Origin of the sequence: Bacillus sp. RC251 (genome assembly GCF_044908765.1) — a bacterium.
Taxonomy (GTDB): Bacteria; Bacillota; Bacilli; order Bacillales; family Bacillaceae_G; genus Bacillus_A; species Bacillus_A wiedmannii.
Genome location: NZ_JBIYDP010000003.1, coordinates 390,321 through 404,257 on the forward strand (window position 1 = coordinate 390,321; position 13,937 = coordinate 404,257).

16 protein-coding genes are annotated in these 13,937 nt (G+C 33.6%); 9 read left to right on the top strand and 7 right to left on the bottom strand.

What is annotated here, in order from left to right; genetic code table 11:
• The first annotated feature begins 236 nt into the window (after positions 1-236).
• Positions 237-1,307, top strand: a complete 1,071-nt coding sequence (locus ABH961_RS16030; RefSeq protein WP_088110342.1) for a pyruvate kinase — start codon at positions 237-239, stop codon at positions 1,305-1,307.
• Between the two features lie 146 nt (positions 1,308-1,453).
• Here the strand turns inward: ABH961_RS16030 and ABH961_RS16035 are convergent, their stop codons facing one another.
• Both ABH961_RS16035 and ABH961_RS16040 read right to left on the bottom strand, forming a co-directional pair.
• Entirely contained in the window at positions 1,454-1,735 is a 282-nt protein-coding gene (locus tag ABH961_RS16035) for a DUF1292 domain-containing protein (protein ID WP_002008111.1), read from the bottom strand.
• 155 nt (positions 1,736-1,890) lie between these two features.
• On the bottom strand, positions 1,891-2,574 hold the full coding sequence (locus ABH961_RS16040; RefSeq protein WP_048544559.1) for an NAD(P)H-dependent oxidoreductase: 684 nt from the start codon (positions 2,572-2,574) through the stop codon (positions 1,891-1,893).
• A 129-nt stretch (positions 2,575-2,703) separates the two neighbouring features.
• Between ABH961_RS16040 and ABH961_RS16045 the strand changes: the two genes are divergently transcribed.
• The gene (locus ABH961_RS16045) at positions 2,704-3,084 is read left to right on the top strand and encodes a winged helix-turn-helix transcriptional regulator (protein WP_000340656.1); all 381 of its coding nucleotides are present in this window, start codon (positions 2,704-2,706) and stop codon (positions 3,082-3,084) included.
• A gap of 121 nt (positions 3,085-3,205) precedes the next feature.
• Here ABH961_RS16045 and ABH961_RS16050 read toward each other — a convergent pair whose 3' ends face one another.
• Positions 3,206-3,517, bottom strand: a complete 312-nt coding sequence (locus ABH961_RS16050) for a hypothetical protein (RefSeq protein WP_098847455.1) — start codon at positions 3,515-3,517, stop codon at positions 3,206-3,208.
• A gap of 162 nt (positions 3,518-3,679) precedes the next feature.
• Entirely contained in the window at positions 3,680-4,957 is a 1,278-nt protein-coding gene (locus ABH961_RS16055; RefSeq protein WP_048544563.1) for a histidine--tRNA ligase, read from the bottom strand.
• 340 nt (positions 4,958-5,297) lie between these two features.
• Here ABH961_RS16055 and ybaK point away from each other — a divergent pair, with 340 nt between their 5' ends.
• The 4 genes from ybaK (at position 5,298) to ABH961_RS16075 (ending at position 9,134) form a co-directional block, all read left to right on the top strand.
• Positions 5,298-5,774, top strand: a complete 477-nt coding sequence (ybaK, locus tag ABH961_RS16060; RefSeq protein WP_048544564.1) for a Cys-tRNA(Pro) deacylase — start codon at positions 5,298-5,300, stop codon at positions 5,772-5,774.
• Between the two features lie 93 nt (positions 5,775-5,867).
• Positions 5,868-6,719: a P-loop NTPase family protein gene (locus ABH961_RS16065; RefSeq protein WP_098047993.1), complete on the top strand. Its 852-nt coding sequence runs from the start codon at positions 5,868-5,870 to the stop codon at positions 6,717-6,719.
• Positions 6,720-7,033: 314 nt separating this feature from the next.
• Positions 7,034-8,158: a helix-turn-helix domain-containing protein gene (locus tag ABH961_RS16070; RefSeq protein ID WP_404519643.1), complete on the top strand. Its 1,125-nt coding sequence runs from the start codon at positions 7,034-7,036 to the stop codon at positions 8,156-8,158.
• Between the two features lie 16 nt (positions 8,159-8,174).
• On the top strand, positions 8,175-9,134 hold the full coding sequence (locus ABH961_RS16075; protein WP_098653445.1) for an alpha/beta hydrolase family protein: 960 nt from the start codon (positions 8,175-8,177) through the stop codon (positions 9,132-9,134).
• A gap of 194 nt (positions 9,135-9,328) precedes the next feature.
• On the opposite strand, the gene ABH961_RS16080 is transcribed toward ABH961_RS16075, so the two are convergent.
• The 3 genes from ABH961_RS16080 to ABH961_RS16090 form a co-directional block, all read right to left on the bottom strand.
• Positions 9,329-9,985, bottom strand: coding sequence for a GAP family protein (locus ABH961_RS16080; RefSeq protein WP_048544572.1), 657 nt, complete (start codon positions 9,983-9,985; stop codon positions 9,329-9,331).
• 12 nt (positions 9,986-9,997) lie between these two features.
• Positions 9,998-10,756 (bottom strand): MerR family transcriptional regulator, encoded by a 759-nt coding sequence (locus ABH961_RS16085; RefSeq protein ID WP_000581359.1) that lies wholly within the window; start codon positions 10,754-10,756, stop codon positions 9,998-10,000.
• Positions 10,757-10,821: 65 nt separating this feature from the next.
• Positions 10,822-10,965: a hypothetical protein gene (locus ABH961_RS16090; protein WP_001183897.1), complete on the bottom strand. Its 144-nt coding sequence runs from the start codon at positions 10,963-10,965 to the stop codon at positions 10,822-10,824.
• Positions 10,966-11,180: 215 nt separating this feature from the next.
• Between ABH961_RS16090 and ABH961_RS16095 the strand changes: the two genes are divergently transcribed.
• From ABH961_RS16095 to ABH961_RS16105, 3 genes are all read left to right on the top strand, one after another.
• Positions 11,181-11,756, top strand: coding sequence for a TetR/AcrR family transcriptional regulator (locus tag ABH961_RS16095; protein WP_048544577.1), 576 nt, complete (start codon positions 11,181-11,183; stop codon positions 11,754-11,756).
• Between the two features lie 49 nt (positions 11,757-11,805).
• The gene (locus ABH961_RS16100) at positions 11,806-13,026 is read left to right on the top strand and encodes an MFS transporter (protein WP_098048035.1); all 1,221 of its coding nucleotides are present in this window, start codon (positions 11,806-11,808) and stop codon (positions 13,024-13,026) included.
• A gap of 127 nt (positions 13,027-13,153) precedes the next feature.
• On the top strand, positions 13,154-13,612 hold the full coding sequence (locus ABH961_RS16105; RefSeq protein WP_048544578.1) for a DUF2262 domain-containing protein: 459 nt from the start codon (positions 13,154-13,156) through the stop codon (positions 13,610-13,612).
• Positions 13,613-13,937 lie beyond the last annotated feature (325 nt).

The following is a 13,937-nucleotide window of genomic DNA, read 5'->3' on the forward strand; positions in this document are numbered from 1 at the left end:
ACTCAATTCATACAATATATGAGAATTTTGAAACTCTCAATAACTTGTCCCATACTTAACTGTTCTTTTACTTTTGATTCAACATTTCTTCATTTGCAAAAAATCGAATATATCTTCTAATGCTTAGCTAGCAAGGGAAACAGGTTTAACTTTATGAAATTCGTGTAAATTTAAATCTATTCATTACATGATCTCTGTTATTTTTAAGGTTATGTGGGAAACTTATCTAAAAAAGGATGGTGATAAAAATGACAATCGATCGAGTTTGTACAATTGGGCCAGCAAGTCATAATAAAGAAACGTTAGCGCAGTTAATAAACAATGGTATGAAAATAGTGCGCTTGAATTTATCACATGGCACGCATGAAAGTCATAAAGACATCATTCGTTTAGTCAAATCGTTAGACGATTCTATTAAAATTTTAGGCGATGTACAAGGTCCTAAAATAAGGTTAGGTGAAGTAAAAGGAGAACAAATTACACTTCAGGCGGGAGATTCTTTTATTTTACATACGCAACCAGTTACAGGGAGCAATAGAGAAGCAAATGTTGATTATGCAGGAATCGCGAATGATGTGAAAGTTGGAAGTAGAATTTTAATTAACGATGGCGAAGTTGAGTTAATCGTTGAAAAGATAAGTACGGAAAAAATAGAAACAAAGGTGAAAACAGGTGGTAATATCTCATCTCATAAAGGGGTGAATTTACCAGGGGCAATCGTTAGTTTACCAGCTATTACAGAGAAAGATAAAAAAGACATTCAGTTTCTTCTAGAAGAGGATGTTGATTTTATCGCATGTTCTTTCGTACGGAAACCTAGTCATATAAAAGAAATACGAGATTATATACAACAGTACAAAGAAACGTCACCTAATGTAATTGCCAAAATAGAAACGATGGAAGCGATCGGGAATTTTCAAGATATATGTAAAGAAGCAGACGGAATTATGATTGCAAGGGGGGATTTAGGAGTAGAGTTACCGTATCAATTTATTCCGCTCTTGCAGAAAATGATGATTCAGGAATGTAATCGAACGAATACATATGTTATTACAGCAACACAAATGCTTCAATCTATGGTAGATCATTCTATTCCAACAAGGGCTGAGGTAACTGATGTGTTTCAAGCTGTACTGGACGGAACGAATGCAGTTATGCTTTCTGCTGAAAGTGCATCAGGCGAGCATCCGATTGAAAGTGTAAGAACATTACGTCTCGTTTCTGAATTCGCTGAGCATGTGAAAAAAGAGGGGCCATTTGTGATGAAAGATGTACTGGAATTGTTGCATAAGTCTTTGGGTGAGTGATAAAGTGAAACTTTAATCAGTGGGGGGGGGGTGTCCATCCCCCACTGATTATCAGCCCTCACCAATCGGGCTTTTACTGCTCGGCGAATAGCGGGATAAATAAAAAGAGGGCGGATATGCATCCACCCTCGTGTTTTTCATTCTTATTATTCTTGCTCTTGCTCGTCCAAAATTTTATCAAAAGCAGCAGATACTTTATCAAACTCTTCATCATTTTCAATGTATGAAAACTCATTATCTTCTTCTACTTTTAAAAAGAAAATATCAATGTCTTCCTCAGATTCTGTTTGAATGTCTTCTACGAAGGCAACTGCAATATATTCTGCGCCTTCGACATCCATCGCTCCGAGTACTTCTACTTCCTGATCCTCATTATTCTCATCACTGAGAGTAAACACTTCGCCAACTTCAATATCAGACATATCCATTCTCCTCCTGTTCGACTCTAAAAAATAGAGCGCTCAAACTGTATACATACTAACATATCTTTCCATGAAAAATCAATTTCATACATTAGAAAAACAACTGATTCTTCAATAGAATAAGTATTTAGCTAGAAGGAGTTTTATTTGTGAATGCTATATTACTTAATCCATTCAACAATTGTATCCATAGTTTGTCTTGTTTTATCACGCTTTGGCTCTTCTTTACGGTAACCAAAGGCAACCATAACAGATACTTCAAGATTATCGCCAGTGATAATGCCTTCTTGACGAAGTAAAGAATCTATTTTCTCTTTATCAAATCCTTCTATTGGACAAGAATCAATGCCGATTTGAGCTGCACTCGTCATCATATTACCTAAAGCAATATAAGTTTGCTTAGATGCCCAATCAAATACAGCACGATCGGATTGTAATAAGTTAAAATCTGTTTCCTGGAACTTTTTGAAGAATTCATATCTAATTTTTTGAGTGTCTTCAGGTAATCCAATAATATCGTTCATCATATGTTTAATATACTCTGCATCATAATGCATATCTTTAATATTTCTTGAAAGAACAATGACAAAGTGACTAGCTGTTGCAAGTTGACCACCAGCGCCCCATGAATATGGTTGTAGTTTTTCTCTTACTTCTTTATTTTGTACGACAACAAATTTCCAAGGTTCATATCCGAAAGAAGAAGGGGATAATCTGCCTGTTTCTAAAATGAAATGAAAATCTTCTTCTGAAATTTTTTGCATAGGATCGAACGCTTTACATGCATGTCTGAAATGGAAAGCCTCCATAATTTTCTCTTTTGTAATTTGTTTTGTATTTGTCATAAAAGTTCCTCTTTTCATTAATTTATTTTTGTAAGTAAATTATATTTTTAAAGTAACATAGATACAAGTACGCACATTTATGTGTTATAGTATCAAAAAAGATACTATTGGTAAGGGAAGGGACTTATGATGGATTGTTCAAACGAAAATAATATAAATTACCCATTTTTAAATAAATATTCTTGTCCAGTGGAAGCTATGGTTGAGGTTATTGGTGGAAAATGGAAAGGGGTTATTTTGTATCATTTATTAGATGGTACAAAGAGATTTAATGAATTAAAAAGATTAAAACCTAATATCACACAAAGAATGTTAACACTGCAGCTGAGAGAACTTGAAGCAGATGGCATTATACATCGTGAAGTATACCGTGAAGTGCCGCCAAAAGTAGAATATTCGTTAACGGAGCTTGGTGAATCACTACGTCCAATGATTCTATTAATGATGGAATGGGCAACTCATAATATGGAGAAAGTTTTGGAGAGTAGAAATACGAAAAATAATAGTTAAGAGTTGTAGAAATAAAAGGTGTTTTCCATATGTGAAGAAACCTTTTATTTTTTACTTTCTTAAATTTTGGTTGTAATTAAAATGCATGTGAATCTATTCTGGGGATGTGCTGTTGATTTTGCTATGAATTAAAAACTTCCTTTTTAGTAGTAGAAGCTGCATCTAATAAAAGGAAAACAGCTGCTATAATATGTAGAACGACGTCTATATAAGGAAAGAAGGCAACTAGAGTAACGATAATACCTATATAATGAGCGTACGTATTCATGCCTGCTTTGTTAGCTAATAAAATAGTAGTAATATGTAAAGCAATCAATAGTAGTAAAGGTATCCAGTCTAGATTAACAAGACTTGGAAATATATAATAGCAAGGAAGTAATAATAGATGATAGATCCCTGTAGTCCACTTTAGTGTTTGTATGTAAGTTTTCAAAGTAAATCCTCCTAAAACAATTAATATCTATATATTACCAAAAATAATAGGTAATTGGATATTAAATACTTGTGATTTTTAGTAGGATATAATTGTTTTATGTTAACTAATGGTTTCGTTATCTATAAAATAGAAAAACCACCCAAACGAGGGTGGTTCGTATTATAAATAACTATTTAAAGAAGAAAGGGGAACCTTCACCTCACTACCTTCCTTCATATTCCGCAGCATAACGGTTTCTGTACTAAGTTCTTCTTCCCCAATAATAAGCACATAAGGGATATTCTCTTTATTTGCATAATTAAGGGCACGTTTTAATTTGCGGCCTGCTAGTTCGAGTTCGACTTTTAAGGAAGTTGTAGAACGTAATTGCTGGGCAATTTGTAAGCATTGTAATTCTGTCCCGAGTGGGATGATAAATACATCCGCTGTAGATGATATTGTTTCTTTCTGCGAGAGTGCTGTGTAAATAACGTCTAAGCCGAATGAAATACCGACTGTTGGATAGCTCATATTATCACCACGGAATGCCCCAATAATATTATCGTATCGACCACCGCTACCGATACTAGATGTAATCGATCCATCTTTTAAAAAGATTTCATATACGGTACCTGTATACATTGTAAGTCCTCGCGCTAAAAATGGATTGAATATAGCATTTTCATTTATTCCGAGAGCGATTAAATATTGCTGTAATTGTTGTAGTTCGTTTACTCCATCGGCAACGAGTGGAGTATTGAAAGCGTCTTTAAAGTCATCAATCGAAAGCTTTAGACAAGATAAAACGGTATTACATATTGTATCAGCCATTTCTTCAGAAATTCCGCGCTCAAGTACATCTTTTCGTACACCATCAATCCCAATCTTTTCGATTTTGTCTAATGATAAAATGACGTCACTCGTTCGTTCAGTAGGGATGTTAATAGACTGGAGAATACCGTTCAACAATTTTCGGTTATTATATTGGATCGTTACTTCTAAGTTTAACGTTCGGAACAGTTCAAACGCCATACTCATAAGTTCCGCTTCTGCCATGACAGATTCTACACCGACTATATCAACGTCACATTGAATGAACTCACGAAATCTTCCTTGTTTAATGGGCCCATCTCGAAAGACTTTTCCAATTTCATACCGTTTAAAAGGGAGGCGGATGTTCGGATTCATTGCCACGACTTTTGCAAATGGAATGGTTAAATCATAGCGTAAGGCAAGTTCGCGTTTTCCTTGATCTTGAAGTGTATATATTTCTTTTAAAATTTCATCACCGCCGCCGTATTTGTAAGACATAAGCTCATACATATTTAACGTTGGTGTTTCTAACGGTTTACATCCGTATCGTTCAAACGTATCTTCACAAGCTCTTTTAATTTTATTTCGCAACACTTGCTCCTCTGGTAAATAGTCTTTCGTTCCTTTTACATTTTTCATTTCCATTGTAATCACTCCTTTTTAAAATTAAAAAAAGCTATGCAGGTATAAAAATACCCACATAGCTTTATGAACGCTTCGTGGGTCAACAGGAAAAGCCCTGTACCCACGAAGAAAAATTTTTCTTCGGATACACGGCGTTACGTATGATGATGAAGTTGGAAAGAAGTATTAACATTTCGCATGACAAATCTCTCCTTAACATAAGTTTTTCCAAATTATATCAGATGATTTTTGAATTATCAATATTTTTAGTTTTGAAATATACGTGAAGTTATGTAGGATAAATGGAAAAAGGTGTATAATAAAACTTAATAATATGAAATAACCTTTTAAGGAGAAACCCATGAAAAAAGATAAAACAAATGCGATGCGAATATTAGATAAAGAAAAGATCGAATATTCGATGATGTCATATGATCCGGAAGATGGAAAAATTGATGGCGTATCAGTAGCCGGGAAAATTGGACGAGAAGTGAGAGAAGTATATAAAACGTTAATCGCTCAAGGAAATAGTAAAAATTATCATGTGTTTATCATCCCGGTAGATGAGGAACTAAATTTAAAAGCTGCCGCAAAAGCGGTCAGCGAAAAGAAGATTGAAATGATTCCTGTAAAAGATATTACGAAAGTATCAGGATACATTCGCGGTGGTTGTTCACCAGTAGGAATGAAAAAGTTATTTTCTACATGCATTGATGCGACTGCTCAATCGCTTGAAACGATCATTGTAAGCGGCGGGAAGATTGGTATACAAATCGAGCTGAAAGTGGATGACTTAGCGAAAGTAACGAGAGCGCAGTTTGGTGAAATAACGAAATAATGATACATAGGAAAAGAAGTTCTAGTTTTATTAAATTTAGATAAAGATTTATAGGATAATTAGTCCGTTTTGTCTTTGAAAGGTGTAGATTTTTTGAATACGAAATTAATCATAGTAGAAGGGCTTCCTGGCTTTGGGAAATCCACCACTGCAAGCTTGCTTTACGATATTCTAATTGAAAAAAATATTGACGCTGAGTTATTTCTTGAAGGGAATCCAGATCACCCTGCTGATTATGATGGGGTATCTTGTTTTGATAAAATTGAATTCGAAAGTTTGTTAGTGAATAGTGGTAATTTTAAGGAAGTAATTAGTGATAGAGTCACGAAGCGAGAAAACAATTATTTATTGCCATATAAAAAAATTAAAAATGAATACAGCTCTAATTTTCCTGAAAATTTATTAAATACCATTTTTAAAAATGATATATATGAATTACCGCTAGAGAGGAATATTGAATTAATAACTGAAAAATGGAGGAATTTTGTTGAAATAGCCAACAACGAAAATAAAATTTATATTTTTGAATGTTGCTTCATACAAAACCCATTAACAATCGGGATGGTTAAATATGGTGCAAAAAAAGAGAAAGTTATAAGTTATATTAATGCATTAGAGAAAATTATAGAGAAATTAAATCCAGTATTGTTTTATATAGAACAAGATGATTTGGAATTCTCATTCAGAAAGGTATTTAATGAAAGAGATAAAGAATGGTCTGCTGGATTTATTGAGTATTATACAAATCAAGGGTATGGGAAGATGAAAGGCTATCACGGTTTAGACGGAACAATTAAAGTTTTAGAAGCAAGAAGAGATATTGAAAGAGAAATATTTGATATGTTAAATATAAAAAAGACAAAAATTGATAATTCACAGTATGAAGCTATCAAATATAAGTCAATGATAATTGAAAAATTGGAATCACTTGAATTTCTAGATTAATGTAGTGCTTTAAGTGAGCAAGAAACTAAGGGTTTTTAACTTCGGCTTTCGAAAATTATACAAATAATCTGTTCACTGGATTCTCATAGAAAACTGTAGTGAGATAAAATATTTGATGTTGAAGCATGTCAAAATCTTAACTAGATGGTTAGTATCGGTACCCCACAATAAAAAGGCAGGAACATATCAAATATGTTCCTGCCTTTCATTTTAGAGAGATGTTTCCTAACAGTTGATTTTGTTAACGAAAGTCGACTTTAAATTCATATTTTGTATAGAATATAGTACATATAATAAACGTATGAGGTGATACAGTGAGAGAGATTCATATTCATAAAATTATTGCGGATAAGAGAAAAGAAAAGGGAATTACGCAGGAAGAGTTAGCGGTGTATATCGGAATTACGAAGGCGTCTGTTTCCAAATGGGAGACGGGGCAGAGTTATCCAGACATTACATTTTTACCACTGCTAGCATCGTACTTTAACATAAGTATAGATGAATTAATCAGTTATAAACCGCAAATGGAACAGGAAGATATTAAGGATTTATATCATAGACTAGCGGAAGCTTTTAGTGAAGAACCGTTTGATGAGGTAATGAAGGAGTGCAGAGAAATAATCAAAAAATATTATTCTTGTTTTCCGCTATTACTTCAAATGGGACTACTTTTTATTAACCACCATATGTTAACAGAGGATACGGATAAAAGAACTGAAATTTTAGAAGAGGCAATGTCTCTCTTTAGCAGGGTACAGGAAGAAAGTGATGATGTTTCTCTTGTGAAAGAGGCGGCATCGTTTCAAGCAACTTGCTATCTTATACTCAATAGACCAAATGAGGTGCTTCAATTACTTGGCGAAACGATACGTCCTAATTTTCCAGAAGAGGATTTAATCGCACAAGCGTATCAAATGCTTGGAAATGCTGAAAAGGCGAATGAAATGATGCAAATTAGTATGTACCAACATTTAATACAACTCGTTGCCACAATACCGAATTATGTAGTAGTAAATGCCTCAAGCGCTGAAAAGGTAGAGATAATCTTAAATAGAGCTTTCATGTTAATAGATATATATGAAATAGAAACATTACATCCTAATATGACTTTAAAAATATACTATGCTGCTGCACAAGTATATTGTATGCAAGGCAATTTTGAAAGAGCATTAGAAATGTTGCAGAAATATGTAGCAGTTTGTGCAGCTAGTTTCACAGTAAATAGCCTGCATTTACACGGCGATTCATATTTTGATGCGATTGATGAATGGTTTGCAGAATTTCCGCTTGGTGCTAAAACGGTTAGAAATGAAGAGATTATAAAGCGAAGCATGCTAAAAAGTATTGCAGAGAACCCCATTTTCGCATCTATGAAAGATGTAAGAGAGTACAAAAATATAATAGCGAGTTTGAAATTTAAATTGGATATAAAAGAATAGAAGGAGGATAAATATAATGACTTTTGACGAATATGAAGTAGCGATAAATAGTGAATTTACTTTGCGCGGTACGATTACTAAACCGAAAGCTGACGGGAAGTATACTGCGGTTGTTATTATCGCTGGATCTGGAGAGATTGATCGTGATGGAATGATCGTACCGTTAAAGCTTGAATCGAATATTTATAAAGGTTTAGCGCATGTAATGGCGAGACTTGGAGTAGTGACGCTCCGTTTTGATAAGCGCGGAGTAGGAAAGAGTGAAGGGGAATTTCTGAAGACTGGGATGTGGGATTTAGTTAGTGATATAGAGGCTATGATTACGTATTTAAAAGAACAACCATTTGTTGATCCGGAAAATATCATTTTAGCTGGTCATAGTGAAGGATGTATGTTAGCGACTGTAGTAAACGCAAGAACCCCAGTTAATGGACTCATACTTCTTACAGGAGCTGCGGAATCGTTAGAAGAAGCTACTAAAAGACAAAGGGAGATTATTTATAAGGAGTTAAAAGAGCAAAAAGGAATAAAAGGAAAGTTAATGCGTCTTCTCAATATTGAGAAACGGGGAGAAAAGCAGGCACAAAAGGCAACAGAGAAAATGATAAACTCCAAAAAAGATATTGTTAAAATTGGATTTAAGCCAATGAATGCAAAATGGCTTAGAGAGCATTTTCAGCATGACATTTATAAAGATTTAATAAAAGTAACATGTCCAGTACTAGCAATTGCTGGTGATAAAGACTTTCAGGCAAATCCTGAAAAAGCGAAGAGAATTGGTGGTTATGTGAAAGGTAATTATGAAGTACATGTAATAAAAAATATGGATCATACCTTGAAATATTTCGAAGGTGATTTTAAAGCGTTGGAATTTAAAAAGATTTATGTGGAAGGAGCAGATAAGCCACTACATCCGAAGCTGGAAGAAATAATTACGAATTGGATGAATACGAATTTTATCCTGCATCAAAATTAGATGAATATGAGGAAGATGGAAGGGAGAGTAACTGCCTGTAAAAGACGGATTGGCGCAGGCTAGGCTTGTAGGTGTAAGTTCTTCTACATTAGTAATTTCGAGCATAATAATCCCTTCCTTATTGTAAATTCTCTAATTCGTTTAACATCACTTTTGAGCTAATAAGATCTTTTCTAATACTTTGGTAAAACACCCTATAAATAATCCAGGCTATTTAATATTAAGAGGAAGCCAACTATACACATAATCCATGACAGAGCTGATCCTGTACTATTAGCGATTTTCATTCGGAGCCTCTCGAGAGGTTTTTGCATCCACCGACCAAACAGGAGATAGAAGAGAAATAGCACGAGAGAGGGCAATACCATAATAAAGTTGTATCCAGCTAAAATAGAAGACCATTCTACCCATGATAGATTAGAAGTAGTTAGTATGCCAATTGCTGCAAAATAAGGAAAGGCAGTTCCCGCTTCAATTAATGTAGTAGTGAATCCGAGTGCAATTATTGAAAGAATGCTATTTGATTTTGGTGAAGGGAGCTTTGAACTTTTCTTTGGTGGAATATAAAAGCTTGCGATGAATAATAGGGCTCCAATAATAAATAATGTCCAGCTTACGATTCGGTTTTGAAATACGCCAGAAATAATCTCAAATAAAAAATTTAACCCTAGCATGAGTGAAACTCCAACAACAAAATAACATCCAGCTACCGTCAATAAATAAACGAATAAACGTTTCGTGAGACGCTCTTTATCTGTTAAAAGTAGATATATTGTTACTCCTATTGTAGTAGGGCTTAGCGTGTCCAATATAGCTAATCCGCCTATTAGGAGAAGTTGTTCTGTACCCATCGTGATTTCCCCTTATTTCGGCTCAGGCTTATTTTTTTCATTCATAAAAATGGCATATGCCTCGTTCATAAACTGAAGCACATCTTGATCAATTGGGTATAAACTAAGTTTCTCTGATTGTTTGGGAGACATCCTTATCTCCCAAAGCTTATTTAGAAATTCATCCTCACCTTCAAATTCTTCTAAGCGTTTTTCCTCCATTCTTCTCATGATATTTTGAACTTTTGTTGCCTTTGGACCGTCCTTCATATAACGTTTTAACTGGCCGATGAGAGCAATCCATTCAAGTGAATCAGAACAGTCACTTGACATTTTAGGAACCTTTTCCAATAATTTTATTTCTTTTTCTTTAAATACAGATTCGCGATAATACTGTTGTATATCTTTATCTTTGCTGGATAATTGCATAATCTTCTGAATCGCAATCCAGCTTTCTTCTCCTTCTATCGCAATTCCATTTATCAATTCCCGTAAGGATAATTCTATTTTCTTTAGATGTTCCTGCTCTTTTATTACATAAGATAATTGATTCTGTAAACTATCCGACCAATCCCATTCATTGAAGTCGAGCATATTTTTAATCTCTTGTAACGGAAATCCAACTTTTTTTAAAAATTGAACTTGCTGTAGTTTTTTTATTTCTTCATTTGTATATAAACGATGGCCACCTTCTGTTTTTGATGCTGGTTTTAATAATCCGATTTTATCGTAATAACGCAGTGTCCTTACTGTAACGCCTGCCAGTTCTCCAACTTTATTAATGTGTATCAACTGATAAACCTACCTTTCTGAACGTTAAGATTTTATCGTTAACGATTATTTTCTTCATACCACATCTATTCTTCTTTACTAAAAAGATTTTTAAGTAAGTAACCTGATCCTAATCCAATTAGTACACCAGGAAATGCATAATCCAATGTCAGTCCGATCCCTGCACCTATAATGACACATCCATAAATAATAATATCGCCTTGTTGCATCTAAAAACCTCCTATTTTTCTAATTTCTTTTATGAAATTGCGAAATAGTAGCTACTTAACAGTATATAAAATGACCCAACGTCAACTTCAAGTGTTTTTGATTTGTATTAATAAATTTATAAAACCTTCTAACGGAAGAGTTAATTTTGAAATATTTTGTGGACTTACCGTTCCGGAATATTTATACTAAATTATATAATAGGGGGTGTTGTTAAATGGGTAGAAAGATTAGTTTTAACAAAGAACATGCTTTAAATAAAGCGATGCATTTATTCTGGGAGAAAGGTTATGATGCTACATATATATCAGATCTGATTGAGACGATGGGTATAAGTCGATCTACTCTCTATGATAGTTTTGGAGATAAGGATGCACTATTTAAACTAGTTTTGGAACATTATAAAAACTATGGCTCTCAAAAGAGAAATTTACTTTTTAGTGGGATAAACACGAAAGCATCACTTACATCCTTTTTTTATCAACATATTGAAAAATGTTATTCAGATGAAATTCCAAAAGGTTGTATAATAACAAATTCTTCACTGCTTATTGGACAAATTGATCCTGCCATAGAAGAAATACTTATAAATGATTTTAATGAACTTGAAAACGTATTTAAGCAAGTCATTGAAGAAGGAAAAAGGAGTGGGGAAATTTCACAAGAGGCTGATACTGAATTAGTTGCATATTCTTTATTAAGTTTAAATCATAGCCTGAATGTAATGTCCAAATATAAAAAAGAGAAAAATTTAGCCTATCGTCTAGTGGATAAGACTATTGCAGACCTATAGTCTTTCTTTTTTTAATGATTTCGGAACGGACGTTCCGAAAAAGAAAGGAATGGTAAAGTTGAATAACAAGACAAATTTTCTAATATTTATTTTGGCGATTAGTTGTGGCTCACTTGCTGCAAATATTTATTATGCACAACCAATTGTACAATTCATTGCAAAAGACTTGAATATCTCCTCGGATTTATCTGGATTGCTCACTACTTTGACGCAAATTGGGTATGGATTGGGATTGTTTTTTATCGTACCAATGGCAGATTTATTTAAAAGTAAGAAAATAATAGGGATTCTTATCGGGCTAACTATTCTTTCATTAATTGGTACGCTAATTTCGACAAATGGAATTATTTTTTTACTATTAACCACTATAATTGGTATTGGAGCCTGTGCGGCTCAAATGTTAGTTCCGCTAACAATGAGGATTGTGCCTATTGAAGAGACTGGGAAATATGTCGGTAAAGTAATGAGTGGTTTATTGATTGGCATTATGATTGCTCGCCCATTATCTATCGGAATAGCTGACTGGTTCGGGTGGAGAATGGTATTCGTTTTTTCATTAATAGTCTTAGTTGTTATCTTACTGTTAATTATAAAATTTTTACCCGACTATGAAGTGGTATCAACTAGTAACATGCGATATCAAAATTTAATAGCTTCTATGGTAAAACTATTAATACATACTTCATCGTTACAACAAAGAGCTTTTTATCACGCATGTTTATTCGCGACATTCAGTCTTTATTGGACAGTTATTCCAATTTTATTAAGGGCAGAACCATTACATTACTCAAATAATGAAATTGCATTGTTTGGCTTTGTTGCAATAGCTGGAGCTTTATTAACTCCTACTATTGGTAAAATAGCAGATAAAGGTTATATTTTTACAATGACTAATGTATCAATGGCGCTTGTATTATTATCAATCATACTATTATTTTTTGTTCAAGATCATTCACTATTTAGTATGATATTAATACTTATCTCAGGCGTTTGCATCGATATTGGTGTAGCAGGAAATTTATTATTAGGTCAAAAAGTTATCTTTAGTTTGAATCCCGAGATAAGAAACAGACTGAATGGATTATATATGACCATCTTCTTTTTGGGGGGAGCCGTTGGTTCATGGGTTGGAAGTTATACGTACTATAAATTTAATAGTGAAGTAACTTTACTCATTGGAGCAGCTTTTCCTTTAATCGCCTTATTTGTTCATTTCATAAAGAATAATACAAAAAAATTATCGAAAACCAAAAGTGAGTTCATATCATGACTATTTATGTCTCTAAAAAGTCAGGGTTAAAATCTAGTTTGGGATACCTTTGATAGGCAAGGGGATCTTCACATGCCTATCAAGCTAATTAAAGTTTCTTTTTCACAGATAGAAAGGAAATGAAATCATGGAAAAATCAATAAAAAGTGAATTAATTGGAATGTTTATCTTTAATGAAACTTTTCATACATATGAACAAAACGAAGGAAAAGTACATTGGGGATTGGATATTGGAAAAGAGCTTGTACATGTACATGAAATGATGAAAAGAGCAGAAAAGCTTTATGTATGTTTAGAAGAATTTGATAAAAAAGCTAAGGTCGCTATAGCGAAAGAATTAATAGAGTATAAAAATGATTTTTGGCCTGAATATGATGAGAATGATGAACATTTAGATTGGGATGCTGTAGATGCAGGCGAATATGATATGACGAAAGAAACATTTGAGCAATCTATTACTCTTATGGACATTGTAATTAGAGAAAATGATATATATTGCGAATATAATGATGGAGATGTATTTGGTGGACATAGAATCCATGCTTCTTTTGACAATGAGTACAATTTATTAGATGCAGAGATTTAGTTTTGAGCGGTGAAAGTAAAAAGGATTGATTACTATAATCAATCTTTTTTGTCATTATTATAAGATAACGGTGAAATACTAGGTAGAGAGTTGCATAGTTTTAACGTATTATCCGAAAGGAGTCTCCTTCCTGGGGCGTGTGAAAGGCGATAGTCTAGCGGTAGGCGGGAGATGAATTTCGGTTTGGTGTAGCCAAACATTTGGTTTTCCTATTTATTTCGCCCTTGATATAATCAGTCTTATAAGAGGTAACGTTTGGTATAACAATGAAAGTAGATAATAATCTTTTAGGTTGTGTGATTACCGTCATAGCTTATGGGAAATG